Source organism: Enterococcus salsurae, from assembly GCF_054784955.1.
Window position 1 is genome coordinate 141,956 of the sequence record NZ_BAAHWY010000003.1, and the last position, 16,646, is coordinate 158,601.

10 protein-coding genes, 2 pseudogenes and 1 riboswitch are annotated in these 16,646 nt (G+C 44.2%); of the genes and pseudogenes, 6 read left to right on the top strand and 6 right to left on the bottom strand.

The window, feature by feature from the left end; translation table 11 throughout:
• Window positions 1-1,224 carry a chloride channel protein gene (locus ACYVRS_RS08865; RefSeq protein ID WP_461203169.1) on the bottom strand — a complete coding sequence of 408 codons (1,224 nt, stop codon included), beginning with the start codon at window positions 1,222-1,224 and terminating at the stop codon, window positions 1-3.
• Between the two features lie 82 nt (window positions 1,225-1,306).
• Window positions 1,307-1,379, bottom strand: a riboswitch (Fluoride riboswitch).
• Between the two features lie 135 nt (window positions 1,380-1,514).
• On the opposite strand from ACYVRS_RS08865, the gene ACYVRS_RS08870 reads away from it, so the two are divergent.
• Entirely contained in the window at window positions 1,515-2,204 is a 690-nt protein-coding gene (locus tag ACYVRS_RS08870; RefSeq protein ID WP_312497812.1) for a hypothetical protein, read from the top strand.
• Between the two features lie 43 nt (window positions 2,205-2,247).
• On the opposite strand, the gene ACYVRS_RS08875 is transcribed toward ACYVRS_RS08870, so the two are convergent.
• From ACYVRS_RS08875 to ACYVRS_RS08885, 3 genes are read right to left on the bottom strand one after another with little or no spacing between them, the layout of a single operon-like run.
• Window positions 2,248-4,446: a serine hydrolase gene (locus ACYVRS_RS08875; RefSeq protein WP_461203170.1), complete on the bottom strand. Its 2,199-nt coding sequence runs from the start codon at window positions 4,444-4,446 to the stop codon at window positions 2,248-2,250.
• Between the two features lie 25 nt (window positions 4,447-4,471).
• Window positions 4,472-4,765, bottom strand: coding sequence for a GIY-YIG nuclease family protein (locus tag ACYVRS_RS08880; RefSeq protein WP_313538434.1), 294 nt, complete (start codon window positions 4,763-4,765; stop codon window positions 4,472-4,474).
• A complete protein-coding gene (locus ACYVRS_RS08885; protein ID WP_313538436.1) occupies window positions 4,755-5,489 on the bottom strand; it encodes a tRNA1(Val) (adenine(37)-N6)-methyltransferase in 735 nt (244 codons plus the stop codon). Before ACYVRS_RS08885 ends, ACYVRS_RS08880 begins: the two co-directional genes overlap by 11 nt.
• A 236-nt stretch (window positions 5,490-5,725) precedes the next feature.
• Between ACYVRS_RS08885 and ACYVRS_RS08890 the strand changes: the two genes are divergently transcribed.
• Complete coding sequence (locus ACYVRS_RS08890; protein ID WP_054116840.1) at window positions 5,726-6,361, top strand: lysophospholipid acyltransferase family protein; 636 nt, start codon at window positions 5,726-5,728, stop codon at window positions 6,359-6,361.
• 73 nt (window positions 6,362-6,434) lie between these two features.
• On the opposite strand, the gene ACYVRS_RS08895 is transcribed toward ACYVRS_RS08890, so the two are convergent.
• Window positions 6,435-7,736, bottom strand: a complete 1,302-nt coding sequence (locus tag ACYVRS_RS08895; RefSeq protein WP_461203171.1) for a PTS sugar transporter subunit IIC — start codon at window positions 7,734-7,736, stop codon at window positions 6,435-6,437.
• 27 nt (window positions 7,737-7,763) lie between these two features.
• A complete protein-coding gene (gene anmK, locus ACYVRS_RS08900; RefSeq protein ID WP_461203172.1) occupies window positions 7,764-8,924 on the bottom strand; it encodes an anhydro-N-acetylmuramic acid kinase AnmK in 1,161 nt (386 codons plus the stop codon).
• A gap of 260 nt (window positions 8,925-9,184) precedes the next feature.
• Here anmK and ACYVRS_RS08905 point away from each other — a divergent pair, with 260 nt between their 5' ends.
• The 4 genes and pseudogenes from ACYVRS_RS08905 to ACYVRS_RS08920 all read left to right on the top strand — a co-directional run bounded on the left by ACYVRS_RS08905 (window position 9,185) and on the right by ACYVRS_RS08920 (window position 16,617).
• On the top strand, window positions 9,185-10,312 hold the full coding sequence (locus ACYVRS_RS08905) for an exonuclease SbcCD subunit D (RefSeq protein ID WP_461198388.1): 1,128 nt from the start codon (window positions 9,185-9,187) through the stop codon (window positions 10,310-10,312).
• Window positions 10,309-11,883: pseudogene (locus ACYVRS_RS08910) on the top strand (AAA family ATPase); the annotation flags it as partial. The gene ACYVRS_RS08905 and the pseudogene ACYVRS_RS08910, both read left to right, overlap by 4 nt.
• Window positions 11,884-12,984: 1,101 nt before the next feature.
• A pseudogene (locus tag ACYVRS_RS08915) lies at window positions 12,985-13,431 on the top strand (SbcC/MukB-like Walker B domain-containing protein); the annotation flags it as partial.
• 15 nt (window positions 13,432-13,446) lie between these two features.
• Window positions 13,447-16,617, top strand: a complete 3,171-nt coding sequence (locus ACYVRS_RS08920; RefSeq protein ID WP_461203173.1) for a DEAD/DEAH box helicase — start codon at window positions 13,447-13,449, stop codon at window positions 16,615-16,617.
• Window positions 16,618-16,646 lie beyond the last annotated feature (29 nt).

Here is a 16,646-nt window from a genome sequence, read left to right on the forward strand (position 1 = left end):
TCAAAGCGGCCGTAGATACCGCAGATCCTGATTTTTCTGCAACCCGTAGATACTATTCGAGCCGCTAGAGAAATAAGCCACGGAACAAACGACCGCAAAATAAGGCACCGCTTGAAAACCAAATACTTCACCGCCAATAAAAATTGGTGCGAGTACAGTATTGGTGGCACTGCCAAAGACACTGGCATAGCCAAGTGCCGCAACAAGTTCTACAGGCAAGCCAATAAGGGGCGCCACAACCACACCAAGTGTTGTACCAATGGCAAATAGAGGCGTCACTTCTCCACCTAGAAAACCAATACTGATCGTAAAAACGGTCAACAACGTTTTCAACAGCCAATCATAACTATAGATCTGCTGATCAGCAAAAGCCGCAGCGATCAAATTGGTTCCCAGTCCAGCATATCTGCCTTGATAAAAGAGCACCAAACAGACTGCCAAAAGAACACTACCAAAGAAAATGCGGCGTAAAGCATTGGGCATTTTTTCTCGGATCCTTTTTTTAAAATGGGCCAACAAGAAAGCAAAGGCCGCACCCGCTAAGCCAAAAATCAACCCTAAAAGCAGTAATTTGACAAAGACAGCAAAGGTGAAATCAAAGGTACCTGAAAGAGGCACGCTGAACTTTTCTAAGCCTGCCCACTGCGATACGCCACTCGCTGTAAAAGCGGCCACCAATGCCGGCAGGAGGGCATGGTGGAACAGTTTGCCCACCACCAAGACTTCTAAGGCAAAAAAGGTCGCAGCTAGCGGCGTTTCGAATAAACCAGCAAAGCCGGCAGCCATCCCGATGATGATCCATGTTTGGCTGTACTTTTCCAGGTTGAGCCAGGCACCAAAACGATTGGCGATCGTCGCGCCTAATTGAACAGCTACACCTTCACGTCCGACACTGCCGCCAAATAAGTGCGTGATCCAAGTACCAATCATTACGAAGGGAATCATTCTTAATGGAATAGTCGACGCTTGTTGCTGTCCGACCAGAAAAACCAAGTTCATGCCTTGCGTACTTGTTCGGCCATATTTTTGAAAAAAATAAACAAACAACAGTCCTGCAAAAGGCAAAAAAGGAACCAAATATAAAAAGTGAGCCATCCTAAAGGAAGTCAACAGCAGCAAAACCTCTCCAAATCCGGCGTCCAGCAAACCCACAACCACGCCTATACATATACTGATCAAACTTAAAAGCAAAAATTCCCTATAGTTTATCCATTGTTTTTCCATGTCACATCAAACCCTCCATGCACGTTTTTCAATTTGCCATTCACGGTCTCTACATAAAAATAATGACTTCTACACACTCAAATAAGTGGTAGAAGTCATTAGCAAGTTTGCGGTTTCAGTTAAGACCGAGGAAGACATTCATTTCCTTTTTCGCTGTTTATTATCTATCAAAAGCGCAGGAATGTCAATGGATGAACACAGGAGATGTATGCGTGAGATTCGAGGTTATGTTTTTTGTTTACATATGGTAAAATTAATTTATTAAGTGGATAGAAAGAAGGAAACGCAAAATGATTGGTATGATCAGTGCGGAGTTGTGGCAACAAAGTGAATACTTTTACTATACGGTTGTTCCGGTGATGCTCGTCATTGGCTTAGTGGCCATTTTAGGCTTGATGATTTTCTTATTGTATCAGGAAAACCGCCATCCCAAAGCAATTGCTGTTTTCATTGGTTTAGTCCTGATGTGCGGCATTGGCTTTTTGGTAGGGGATCATGTATTTCATGACTTCAAAGAACTGAATGGACAGGTCACGCCCAGTATCCGAGATCGTGAAAAGCGCTTTGTCGGTTATAAATATTATGATCGTGATACTATGGCAGTCTATCAACGAATCCAAGTCAAAGAAACCATCGATTCATTTGGCATCTATCAATCAGAGCCAGTCACGCAGTCGATCACTTATTTGGGATCAGCCCATGATTCTGTCTATTTCAAAGTTGGAGAGCAAGTCTATTATGCACGGATGGCGCCGACATTTGTTGCAGAGGACACCGCAGCATTAAAAGGAATTCAATATCATTTGACAGATTCTTCGTATGAAAAAATCGGTTTTTTAACAGAAACCAATAATTATCTTGAAACGATCGAGATTCCGGAAAGTCAGGCAGCACTGACCTTTGAATCAATTGATTCGGTGATACCGCAAGAATTTGGCAAAAGCCAGTCAGCCTGGGCTTTACCAACAGATAAATCATAAAAAGCAGAGAAAACAAGGCCGTTTTCTCTGCTTTTTTGCGCATTCACTTCATGAGCTCATATATTTGTTTTGACAGCTTTGAGATGGTTTCGTAAGAAGTATTGCGCGTCATAATAGATAGCACATAGGGCTGATCTGTATAGACAATCGCGATATCATGGGCGACGCTAGTCAAATCACCTATTTTATGTGCGACTTTGACTGGCAGGTACTTAGGGATACGCTGGTTGTCATATACGGTATTTGACAAATCATTGATCAATTGGCCCCCTTGATTATAGACGGCTTGCATCAGTAGAGCATTTTCTTTCGCGTTGATCTTGAATGGCCCTGTCCAAGTCCTGCCGATGATTCGGCTGATCTCATTTTTCATTTTGCTATCATATTGATTGGCACCATAATAGCCTAAGAAATTGGCCCCTTGATTGTCGGAATATTTTGCTGTCATGGTTTGGATTTGCTTCAAACTAAACTGCTGGCCGAATCTTTTGCCTTGTAAAATCCCTGCACCGCCCCGCATATACGAATAGGGCATTCGATTGATCGCATCTGTGTAGGTGTATTTTTTGTTGGCGTCTAATTTTTTCTCTAGAATCATCTTTTGCGTATAGTATAAAGCCGGCAGCTTTCCAGTGGAGGCGGGATGAACGTTCATTGTACTATTGCGGCTGGCTGTTTCTCCATCGACTAAGCTCATCACGTAAACACTCATTTTATCATTCGCAGAGGTGTTTAGCAGGTTCTGGACTTTTTTCAGTTTCTCTTTTTGCGAAGCAGCATGTTTGACGCCATTTTGATTGATATAGCCGACCCATTTCCCTTTAGCGGTGTACAAAGACAGATATGTGCTGCCATTGAAGTGCTGATATTTGCCGCGGGCTGTCAGCAACTGATTATAGTAGTGTTGTCCACTCTCTTTTTTCTGCCAAGCAAAATTTTGCCAAAGGTCATAATTTTTGGTGATAGTGATCGTTTGACCGTACGTTTGATAGCTGCCTTGTTTGCCATTGGCAACAGAAACGGCAGATTGATTCAAATATCCTAGCCAACGATCATGATTATCATAAAGGGACAGATAGGTACTTCCGTTAAAATGCTGATATCGCCCTTTGGCGTATAAAGTCTGACCGATTAAATTTTTGGATTTATTTTTAGACTTCCACGAAAAGTTTTGCCAGAGATCATAATTCTTACTAGTAATGGTCACGTATTTCTGGTAAGTTTGGTAATTTCCTTGCGGTGCGTCCACTTGTTTGGTCCCTGATTGAGGCAAGTAACCAATCCAGTTGTTTTTGCTGTCATACAACGAGAGGTAGATCGTACCGTTGAAATGCGTATATTTGCCTTTGGCCAAATACGTTTTGCCAAGCAATGTTTTGGTCGTACTTTTTTTAGTCCAATTAAAATTTTGGAAGAGGATGAGGTCATCTTGGGTGATCGTGATATAGCGGCCAACAGGCTGATAATTGCCCTGAGGACCTTTGGCGTGTAGAAATTGATTTTCTTGTACATAGCCGATGATCTGTTCTTTTTGATTGGATACAGCTAGATAAGTTGTGCCATCGAAGTGGCGATACCAAGTTACAGCGTGCAGTGTTTTTTCTTGGTATGCCGATACATCCTCTTGTTGAGATAAAGCCAAATCTTGATAGAGGACGCTATTTGCTGAAAGGTGCCCAAATTGCTCTGTTACCAAGGCGGCTCCTAATGGCTGCTCGGAGAAAGTAATCGCACCTTCGGGAAGATAACCAATGAATGTTCCCTGATTGGACCATAATCCATAGACGGTTTGATCATCGATTTCACCGGTGGTCTGAACTTTGTAAGTCTGTTGGTATAAAGCAGATAAATCTTTGCGGATCACATTCTCTGCTGCATCGTATAAAACGCCCTCTTTGACGACGACTGTTGCATACGGCAATCCATCATAGTCTGAGTGGACGGTGCCTTTTGTAGAAGCAGACGGTTCTAAGCGCTCAACAACCTCGCTTGTGGCTGCTTCTTCACTAGGCGCGGACGTGCGTGTTTCTGAACTACTGCCCTCGCTGATTTGACTGGAACTACTGGTTTCAGTCAAATCACTGCTAACACGCGTTGACTCCATTTCAGCAAAGGACGAAGAGATGGAGTCTTTTGTACGATCATTCATGGTGTTTTCTTGCTGCACCGCCTGAACGGTGGTGATTCCAGTGCTCAGCAGCAAAAGACCAGTCAACCAAAGATTTAAACAAACTTGTTTCATTTTTATCAACCCCTTTTTGGTCTAGCTAGGATGACACGTGCAGTAAAACATTTTGTGCTTGATGTTGGGTGAGATACTGTTCCTTGTCTTTTCTGCGTAATTTTTTGAAGGCTGCTTCGGCTTTAGTGGCTTCGCTTCTGCTAGAGAATGCTTCTGCGTGGATCATTTGTGATGGACGCCGGCTGGCAGGTCGGGTGTATTTGGCACCGATGCCTTGATTGTGTTCCTTTTCTCGCCGAATCAAGTCGGTGGTGTAACCGCCATAGAAAGTCTGGTCACGACAGGACAAAACATAGAAGTAATGATGATCAGCTGCCATAAAGCATGCCCCGCACTTCTGTTAAATACTGGCCATTTTCATCATAAGTGAGTAAAGGCGGATCGATTTTGAAGCCATCAGCCTTGCCATCTTTAATCCCTTCGATCAATAAGATATTGGCTTCTTTGCCGGCCTTCGGATAAACGAATCGGACCCGTTTAGGCGCGATCCGATGGCGCCGCATACAATCAAGAATGTCCAAAAAGCGATCAGGACGATGCACGAGCGCAAAACGACCGTTCATTTTTAAGGCTTTGCTTGCCATCATAACAACTTCCTCCAGGTCCGTAGTGATCTCGTGTCTGGCAATCGCTAAATAGGGATTCGGATTCTTGACAGCGGTTGGCAGATTTTTAAAATAAGGTGGATTGCATACCAGCAGATCAACAGAATCTGGTTTGATTTTTGTAAACATTTGTTTTAGATCGATCGGATAAACCGTGATTTGATCCTCGAGCTGATTTAAGGCAATACTCCGTTGTGCCATATCTGCTAAACGGGCTTGTAATTCGATTTGAATGATGTGGGCTTTTGTTTTGCGACTCAAAAACAAACCGACTGCGCCATTGCCTGCACACAAATCAACGATCAAGCCGCGTTTAGGAATGGTAGGGAAATTTGCCAGTAAGACTGCATCTAAAGAAAAAGAAAACACATCGCGGCTTTGAATGATTTGAATATCATCCGCATATAATTGATCAATTCGTTCGTTGGGTTGTAACATCACAAGACTCCTGTTCTACACTTGATTCCAAAGAAAGGCCCGCCTGCAATGCACCCTGCAGCAGAGCCAACTTTCATTCCTATTATAGCAAATTCAGATAATGGATACTAGAAGCCAGGTCTTTCTTGCGACGCCAGCCATCAAGCGGGAGCCGTTCCAGAATAAAGGAAAAAATACTTGTCATTTGGGCTTTTTTTTAGGATACTGATAAGAGGAAGAAAGAAAGGACAATGAATATGTTTTTTAGATTTATGCGTGGTGTCGTTCGGGTCGTATTGTTTCTGATCAATGGCAACGCCCGCTATCAAAATAAAGAAGTATTGCCTCAAGATGAAAATTATATCTTAGTTGCACCACACCGCACCTGGTGGGATCCATTGTATCTGGCGGTAGCAGCCAGTCCCAAAAAGTTCAGCTTTATGGCCAAAGAAGAATTGTTCAAGAACCCAATATTACGGTTTATCTTGACCCATGCCAATGCCTTTCCAGTCAAAAGAGATAAACCAGGACCAAGTGCAGTCAAAACGCCAGTCAAAATACTGAAAGATACCGATCTAAGCTTGATCATGTTTCCCAGTGGTACGCGACATGCGACCGCATTAAAAGGCGGAATGTCTTTGATTGCCAAAATGGCCAAAGTCCGGATCGTGCCTTCTGTATATCAAGGACCGTTGACATTGAAAGATTTATTCAAACGTAAGCGTGTGACTGTCCGGTTCGGCGAACCAATCGATGTCAGTGATATCAAGAAGATGGATAAAGAAGGGTTAGCCGAAGTTGAACGGCGGATCCAGCTTGCCTTTGATCAATTGGATCAAGCCATCGACCCAACGTTTGTTTATGAAATCGATGAAGCCAAAAGAGAAGATTGATCACAAAAAGACCATTCCGCGGAATGGTCTTTTTTTACGTACTGTTTTGCTGCCTGACGCAAAGTCGATTTGGTTAACCCATTTCTTCTGCGGGCAACTGTTCTTTTTCCAGCTCATTTTTGTCGTAGATTTTCACAAACGGATAATAAATCAGTACTGACAACACGATCAGCAAGACATTCAAGACGATCGCCCGCCAATCGCCGCCGGTAGCTAAGAAGGCGCCAATCGGACCAGGCAGTGTCCAAGGGGCATTGACAGTTACTTTATTGACCAACCCAATCGATGTTGCTATCCAAGCTATGACCCCGTTTACCAAAGGTGCGATGATGAATGGTGGTATCAAAATCGGGTTCAAGACAATCGGCGTACCAAAAATCAAGGGTTCATTGATGTTGAAAATGGCTGGCAATAAAGCGGTTTTCCCAAGTTTAGACCCAAACTCTGATTTTGTGCGGAAAGCCAGCAAAATAGCCAAGCCAATCGTGGAACCAGCACCGCCGATCCAAATAAACCATTGGTAAAAAGGTTCAGCAGCAATATTAGGAATGAGATCCCCAGAGGCCATCGCTGTTGTATTTCCTTCCAAAAGCTGCAACCAAAGGGGTCTTGCCAAAGAACCAACGATCGAGGCACCATGGATCCCAAAGGACCAGAAAAAGGTTGTCAAGAAAGTGATCAATAGCACACTAGGCAGACTATCAGCTGCGCTCACCAATGGATCCACAACTTTTGCTACGATCGTATGCCAATCAAATCCAATGTAATAGGTGATCGCACCCATCCCCAAAATAATCACCAACGTTGGCGTCAATGCTTCAAAAGAACGCGCCACAGCTGGCGGTACTTGCGCGGGCATCGTGATTTTGAACTTTGAACGATCGGTGATACGATAAATCTCAACCGCCAAAATCGATGTAATGATCGCAACGAACATACCGGCACTGCCTAGGTTTGCCATTGGCAGCACAAAGCCAACAGTTCCAGTTGCATCTAACGCTTCTGCAGGAATATTCACTGGTGTAAATGTCAACAAAAAGGCAGTTGTGGCTAAAATACCGCCTGATAAACCATCAAGTTTGTAAGAACGGGACAAACTAAACCCTATCCCGAAGGCAGCGTACAAACTCATAATGTACATCGTCATGCGATAAGGCAATAAAATCGTTGTGGCATTACTGGAAAGAAATTGATAGATCCCCCAATCTTGCGGCAATGGCGGGAAAGCCAATATCATGAAAAATGAGCTGACGATAATCAATGGCAATGTTGATACGATCCCATCTCGGACGGCCCGCAAATGACGCTGATTGCCAAGAAATTCCATTGGCCCAGCCAAATGTTGTTCAATAAACTGGGTAAATTTGTCTAACATATAGTCTACCTCCTAATTATTCTTTATCTAAGATTGTTGTGTCCAAGGATTGGGAATGATCTTGCCTAAAATCACACCCTGTGCAGCACCGGTAGCAGCTGGTGCGTTATTGATATGACCTTGCAATGTTTCATGACCTAAAATAGCAAAGGCCACGGCTTCTTTGCCATCATTGGAACCACCGATAGCGTCCTGGTTCAGCAAGGGCACACCATCAGGCAAATAATGACCGATCATGCGGCATAAGGTCTGGTTATGGGCACCGCCGCCGGATAGGATTACCTCGATATCTGTCGAACCAAGAGTGGGAAAGACAAATTTTTGGTAACTATCCGCAATGGTGAAAGCAGTAAAATCAGTGACGGTCGCAATCAGATCTTCCGCGGGTTCACCAGCATATTGTGCCAATAACCCTCGTGTGAATTGTTGACCAAATTCTTCTCGACCAGTACTTTTGGGCGGGGAAAGGGTCAAAAATGGATGATTTCTCAATGCTTGTTGGAGCTTAGGAATAATCTTTCCCTTTGCAGCAGTCTGGCCAAATGGATCAAAGGGCTGATCAAACAGATCGCGCATCATTTGATCAATGATCATATTGCCAGGACCAGTATCGAATGCTAGTAAATCATGGATCGTACCGCCTTTGGGTAAAACAGTCACATTGCCGATCCCGCCAATATTTTGCAAGAGGCGATGTTTTGTATTGGATTGAAACAATACGTATTCGGTAAATGGCACCAATGGCGCTCCTTGACCGCCTGCAGCCATATCCATGACTCTAAAATCTGCCACGACAGTCGTTTTGAGTCCGTAAGCAATAATCGAGGGTTCGCCAATTTGCAAGGTACTGTTGGTCAATGGATCATCTGAGGGCGCATGCCAAATCGTTTGTCCATGACTCGCCACATAATCAATGGTATCTAGTGAAACATTGGCTTGTGCACAAAGTTTGCGGCAAGCATCTAAGAAGGCATGCCCCAATTGGACATTTAGTTGACAAATCAATGGCACATTCGATTTTATTGGGTCACAAGCCAACTGGATCTGCTCTTTTAACCCAGAGTCGATAGGGACTGTCACAAAATCGATCAAGGAAACAGCAGTCGTTAAACCGCTACCATTTATCTCGATAAGAGCCGCATCAATACCATCCAGACTCGTACCAGACATCAATCCGATTCCACGCATAAGGATTCTCCTTTCTTAAAATAGATGTTGAAATCATGAAATGAATTCGATTTCACACTTATTGTAATAGATGTGTAATTATATTTCAAGTTAATAATTTTGTTTTGAAAAATAATTTCATCATCGTGATGTGAGAAGAATGACGTGAAAGCAGAAAATAAATGAGAAGGGAAATCAAGAATTTTCAGCATGTCTCATATATAAGAAGGGCACAAAGTGGTATAATGGTGGGAAGGATATTTTTAAAAAGGTGTGATTGCATGCGAATATTACATACAGCCGATTGGCATATCGGAAAAAAAATACATGGGTACGATTTGATTGAGGACCAAAGCCAGATCATTGATCAAATCATCGATATCGCCCTTGCACAAGAGGTAGAAGCTGTCGTGATTGCTGGCGATCTGTATGATCGGTCGGTACCAGCGGTGGAAGCAGTCAAATTATTGAACGAAAAAATTGCAACCATCAATTTGACTCACCAGTTGCCTCTGCTTGTGATCTCTGGCAACCACGATAGTCCCATTCGTTTGGAAACTGGCAAACAATGGTTTACAGGCACACAATTTCATATGGCCACCTCGATCGAGGACAGCTTGAAGCCGGTGACGATTGCAGATAGCCAATTCTTTTTGTTGCCGTATTTTGAGCCAATCGAAGCCCGTTTATTTTTTGATGAACCGATCACGACGATTGCCCAGGGCGTTGTCCGGGTCATCGATGAAATGAAGGCCCATGCTGACCCCTCCAAAAAACAGATATTGGTGACCCATTTCTTTGCAGCGGGTTCAAGTCAAACCGATTCTGAGACGAAAATCCAAGTAGGCGGCTTGGATAGTGTGCCATTAGATGCCTTTGACCGATTTGATCGGGTGTTACTGGGTCACTTACACAGTAAGCATGCCCTGAACCATCCTAGGATCAAATATAGCGGCTCACCGCTGAAATATTCTCTTTCAGAATGGCAAGAGCAAAAAGGGGTCTATATCATCGACACGCACGCCGATACCTGTGCATTTATGCCCTTGCACCCTGCAAGAGATATCCATTCAATCGAAGCCACGTTTGCTGAATTGACAGATCCGGCTTTTTACATGCCATTAGATCGTCAGGCTTTTTGGCACTTTACATTGACAGATCGTACGATCATCCCCAATATGATGAACCAGTTGCGGAAAATCTATCCTACGATTTTAGCCGTTGAACGGCTGGAAGGGCCGGTCAAAGAGAAAAAAGAACGTATACAGATAGAAACAAATGATCCTCAAACTTTGATCAATACCTTCTTTCATGAAATGACCGGCGATTCATTGATGGAAAGCCAACAACAGTGGATCGAACAAGGGTTGTCAGAAGTATTGACTACAGAAAAGAGGGTGGACCATTGAAACCAAAGAAATTGATCATGAAAAATTTTGGTCCCTTTATCGAAGAAACGTTAGATTTTGACCAAGTCGCCACCACTGGGCTTTTTTTGATCAGCGGCAAGACAGGTGCTGGCAAAACCACGATCTTCGATGGGATGACCTTTGCGCTCTTTGGCGAGACCTCAGGCAATTTGCGGGCCGGCAAAGAAATGCGGTCAATGTTTGCCTCACCTAGCGAGGAAACAAGTGTTTCCTTTACTTTCGCCCATCAATCCTTATTCTATGAGATTCTCCGTCGGCCCGAACAGATTTTGTCAAAAAAACGCGGAGATGGTGTCACCAACCAAGCGGCAAAAGTCCAACTGACGATTTTTGATGCTGCGGGCAAAGAATTGAAGCAACTCAGCAAGCGAAACGAAGTGGATCAGTTCATCAAAGAATTGCTGCAACTAGATGCCAAACAATTTTTCCAAATCATGATGCTGCCGCAAGGTGAATTTCGCAACTTTTTGATCGCGACCAGCAATGATAAGGAAAAAGTGTTGCGAAATCTTTTTGGAACGCAGCTCTATCAAGGATTTAATGAATGGCTGAAAGAGCAGCAAAAAGCGCAAAACAAGACGCTGGAACAACAGCAGCAACTCGCTGAACAATTACTCAGTCGGTTTGATTGGCAACAGGAGCAGCCAGTCTTCTCAACTGCAGAAGCACTAGAAGCATGGACTGCAGATCTGGAGCAGCAAACAGCCGCTATTGCCACCATGCAAACGCAAAAATCAGAAATCGATCAAGCCTATCAGAAGACACAAACACTTTTTTATCAAGCCAAAGAGCGTGAAAACCTCAGACAAGAGCAGCAAGTTCTGTTAGAACAACAAGTCGCTTTAGAAGCATCTGTCCCGATGATCAATCAAAAGAAACACCAACTGGAAGCACTTAGCTGGGCAGCAGAGAAGCAGCCAATCTGGCAACGGCGGATGGAAAAAGATGCAGCCTATCGCCATGCGCAAAACCAAGTAGCAGCAGCGCAAGACCAATTGCGCTCGATCCAATTGCAACAACAGGATTGGCAGGCGCAACGACCAATCATCGAACAACGAAAAGAAGCCCTTGAACAAGCAACAATGAAGCAACGAATGTTCGACAGCTTGCTGCCCATTGCCCAACAAGCCCACAAGCAACAACAAGCGTTGTCTGACTTGCGGCAAGAAGCCCAGCGGCAACAAACCAAGCGGCAAGCATTTGAACGAGAAGAAAGTCAGTTTGCCGCCCAACAAGCGCAATGGTCTGCCGAGATCGAGGCCGCAGGCGATCATCAAACTGTCAAGATCCAGCTGTTGGAATGCAAAAATCTGCTGGAAAAATGGCTAGATATCAAAGAACAATATGCAAAAGCCACTGCGGATCATCAACAACGCACGGTGCAAGAACAAGCGTTGATCAACAAGCAAACCCATTTAGACAAGCAAGAAACGACGCTGACGGTGACATTGAAGACCGAGACCAGTCAAAATGCCAAAATGCAGATTGCGCGCTTGCAGCTTTTGCTGGAACCAGATGAACCATGCCCAGTCTGCGGGGCTACGGATCACCCAAATTTGCAGGCCCATGCGTCTTATACCATCGAAGACATCATGGAAAGCGAACAAAGACTCCTGCGAACACAGAAGGAATTGACGACCGCCAAAGAACAGTTGTCGGCCAATCATACATTGTTGCAGCAGTGTCAGCAGCAACTCGCTGAGACACACACATTGATCGAAGAAAGACAACAGGCCAAAGAAAAGGCATGGCAGGCACTCTTTGCTGCATTACAGGTGCTGGAGGATGGGCAGGCCAAGATCACTGAAGCAACAGCGGCTGACTATCTCAAACAACGGATGATCGTACTTGATCAGCAGACGGCAGCTGTCCAAAAAGCGCAGCAGCAATTACAAACACTCGCCCAGCAACAAAAAACGATCAGCAACGAAAAACAGGCGTTGATCGAAGCGGAAGCAGCAGTCACCACAAAGCAGCAATTGGCTGAAGGACGGATGGCTGCGCTAATGGAACAATTGTCTGGTTATTCGATTCAAGAGATTGAAACCCAGCGCCTCGAATTAAAGAAATTGATTCAGCAGCAAACCAACGAAATAGACAGCGATGCCGCACAAGGGGCTGAGTTGGAGAAAAATACAGTCATTTTGTCTGAGAAAGTGGACAATTTGCAGACATTTTCTCAAGAGAAACAGCAAGAATGGCAACAAGCCAATAAGGATATCGATGGATTTCTTCAGGAAGCCGGATACACAGAAGCACAGTTCGAAGCGTTGCTTTCACGTCTTTCTGAAAAAGAGGCACTTTCAATGGAGGTCAAGCAGTATCAACAAGATCTATATGCCACCCAGCAACGGTTGGCGACCCTTGAACAGCGCTTAGCGGATGCTGAACCGGTTGATAGCGAGGCCTTATCTGAGCAATGTCAACAACTAGAAGCCACCCGAGAGCAGATGCAGGAGCAAATCATCCAAAAACAAGAAAAAAGGCGCAACAACCAGTTGATTTACCAAGAATTGCATATGATTTATGCACAAAATGTGCAGGCAATGGATCAGTTGAGTCAATTGCAGCAATTGGCAGAAACGATCAATGGTGAAAATAGCAAAAAAACCAGTCTGGAACGATACGTGCTGCAACGTTATCTGGAAGAAATACTCGTCGTTGCCAATGCGCGGCTTGCGCGTTTGACCAGAGGGCGCTATCAATTTGAATTGGCTGACAAGGTAGGGAGTTATCGCAGTTCAACAGGATTGGAAATCGACATCTATGACGACAATGCCGGACAAGTTCGGCGGGCACATACCCTTTCAGGCGGCGAAAGCTTTATTGCTGCATTGGCGTTAGCCATCTCATTAGCGGACGTCATTCAGGCAAAAGCTGGCGGTATCGAGATCGAAGCCCTATTTATTGATGAAGGGTTTGGTTCCCTGGACGAGGAATCTTTAGAAATGGCAATGGAGGCTTTAGAAATGATTGAAAGTGAAGGGCGAATGATTGGTATCATCAGTCACGTACGTGAACTCAGAACAAGGATCACGCAACAAGTTTTTGTAGAAACTAATGGCGGTGGTCAAAGTCAGATTCGTATCAAAGAATAAGGAAGGAGGGATACAATGAAGTGGAGTATACCAGAAAAAGTCATCGAACGAGGACGCACCTATTTAAATGAAGACCGCGTACTATCTGTCACGCCGGATCCAGAAAAAAATGTGTGGCATGCAGAAGTCTTAGGGTCTGAGTTATACCTAGTGACATTAGATGCCACTGCCAAAGAAGTGGATTATTGTCAATGTCCTTACTGGGATGAACACCATTATTGCAAACATACCGTCGCAGTCGAATTGTATTTGCGCAAGCAAGGGAAAACCCGCATGATCACAGAAAAACCTGCGGCCAAAAAACAGTTTTCTCCATCAGAAATGTTCTCGAATGGATTTGCCAGATTAACTGCTGCGGCCAATGAAACTGTCCCGCTTCAAATCGAGTATCATGTGGATACGATTCCCACCAATCCTTATCATCAAGAACTAGATTTATTGGGTATTTCTCTAAAAATCGGTTATCGCGGGACAACTAGAAATTATGTAGTCAAAAACATTTACAAGTTTTTGCAAATGTATCAAGAGAAAAAAAGTTATACCGCTAACAAACAGTTTGACTTTTTGTTGACCGACGATGCGTTTGATGCGCCAAACCAAGCGTTGTTACAGCGCTTGGCAGGGATAGCCCAGACACAGCAATTGATTGGTCAAGCAGGGATCCAGGTCAATGGCAAGTTGGACAAAAAGTATTTGCTGCTGCCTGTCGAATACGGCAAAGCGTTATTGGCACAGATGAATACTGTTTTTGGACGGATCACCATCGGCGACCACAAACTCAAAGAAGCCGTATTTGCAATAGGCAATCCACTACAATTTGATGTCCAAAAAGTGGAAGACCGATTTGTCCTGCGTATGCTGACTGATTTTGATTACTTGTTGAATCATTATAATTGGGGCTTGATCGAGGGTCAGTTTTTTGAATTAACGTCAGAACAAAAAGAGATTTACCTTACCATGCAACAGCTATTCAAGCGTTTCGAAGAACCAATCATTGACTATCCCAAAGATGAACTGGCCACGCTATTCATGAAAGTTTTGCCGCATTTGCGGAAAATCGGCACGGTTGTGATAGGGGATGCTGTGGGAAATGAAATCGAAGAAGCTGCATTGCAAGTCATTTTTTCATTGCGTAAAATCAAAGGACAAATCGATCTGCAAGTTGATTTCACTTATGGTGACGTGGTCTTTTCAAGTGATCCCAAATATCAGCACACACCAGCGGATCATCCAGAGATTCTGCGGGACTTTAAGCAAGAAGCACGTATCGAACAAGTTCTGGACACATTAGGCTATCAAGCGAGCAGCAAAAATCGTCAAAAAGAATTGCCGTTAGGGGAGCAGCTATATGCCTTCTTTACCAAAGAAGTTCCGGTCTTGCGCCAATTAGGCACAGTCCGAATCGGTAAGAAATTACGGGAACTTTACCTTGATGCCCAGCACCATCGTCCACAGATCGCCATCGAAGAAAATGGCTCATGGCTGGATATCAAGTTTGATATCAGTGGGATCGCAGAAACTGAGATCGATGCGGTCTTGCGCAGCTTATTGCAATCAGCTAAATTTTATACAACTGAGAATGGGCAAGTCCTTTCGTTGGAATCTGAAGCCTTCCAAGAAGCCAGTGCCGCGTTGCAGCAATTGCGGATGGCCATGTCAGTCAAGAACGGTGCCATCCAAGTGCCATTGAATCAAGGGCTGCTGCTGCAAGAACAATTTACGGCACAGGCTGACTTTAGTGAAGGCTTCAAACAAATGACAGAAGACTTGATTCACCCAGAAGGTTTTCATGTCTCACTACCCCAAGCACTGAATGCGGAGTTGCGCCATTATCAAGAAACAGGTTTCCGATGGTTGAAAATGTTGAGCCATTATCATTTTGGCGGGATTTTAGCAGATGAAATGGGTTTAGGGAAAACAGTGCAGACCATCAGTTACTTATTATCTGAAAAAGAAGAAAAGCAGCAGCTATCGGCCTTGATCGTTGCACCTGCCAGCTTGACGTATAATTGGCAGCAAGAATTAACGCGATTTGCACCAAGCTTGACTGCTTGTGTCATCAGCGGCAGCAAAGAAGAACGGGAAGTGCAATTGCAGCAAACAGCGGATATCCGGATCACCTCCTATGCCAGTTTGCGGCAAGATATCGATAGCTATCAAGCATTGAATTTGACCTGTTTGATCCTAGATGAAGCACAAATGGTCAAAAACAGTGCCACAAAAACGGCGCAAGCATTGCGTTCATTACAAGTACCGCAACGCTTTGCATTAAGTGGTACCCCAATCGAAAACAATTTAGAAGAATTGTGGTCATTGTTCCAAATGATCATGCCAGGATTTTTTCCTAGCAAACAAGGGTTCAAAGCTTTAGATACCCATGAGATCGCCAAAATGATCAAACCCTTTATTCTGCGTCGAGACAAAAAATCGGTGCTGCATGACCTGCCGGAAAAACTGGAAACCAACTATTATAGTGTCTTAACAGAAGAACAAAAGAAAATCTATCTGGCGTATCTGCGCCAAATGCGTGAAGAAATTGCCCAAATGGATTCAGCTTCCTTTAGAAAGAATCGAATCAGTATCTTAGCCGGGTTGACACGCTTGCGCCAAATTTGTTGTGATCCGAGATTATTCTTAGAGGATTATCAAGGATCTTCTGGCAAGTTGGAACAAGTCAAAGACCTTTTGGCCGCAGCCAAAGAAAACGGCCGCCGAGTGTTGTTGTTTTCTCAGTTTACGAGTATGCTATCGTTGATTGAAACGGAGTTGGCGCAAGAAGGATTCAACACATTTTATCTACGAGGCAGCACACCGCCGCAAGAACGTTTGGCGATGGTGGATGCTTTTAACAGCGGAGAGAAAGATGTCTTCTTGATTTCCTTGAAAGCAGGAGGTACCGGATTGAACTTGACGGGTGCTGATACCGTGATCTTGTATGACCTTTGGTGGAACCCAGCCGTAGAAGAACAAGCAGCCGGTCGGGCCCATCGTATCGGCCAGCAACGGGTGGTAGAAGTGTGGCGGATGATTGCTGAAGGCACCATCGAAGAACGAATGGACGCTTTGCAGCAAGAAAAACGTGAACTATTCCAAAAAGTGATCCAAGGCAATGAAACACAGTTGCAGCAAATGACTGAAGAAGATATTCGTCTGATCTTAAGTATTGGCGAAGAAACCTATGGATAAACAAGTAAACGCAGGATGCCATCTGGCAT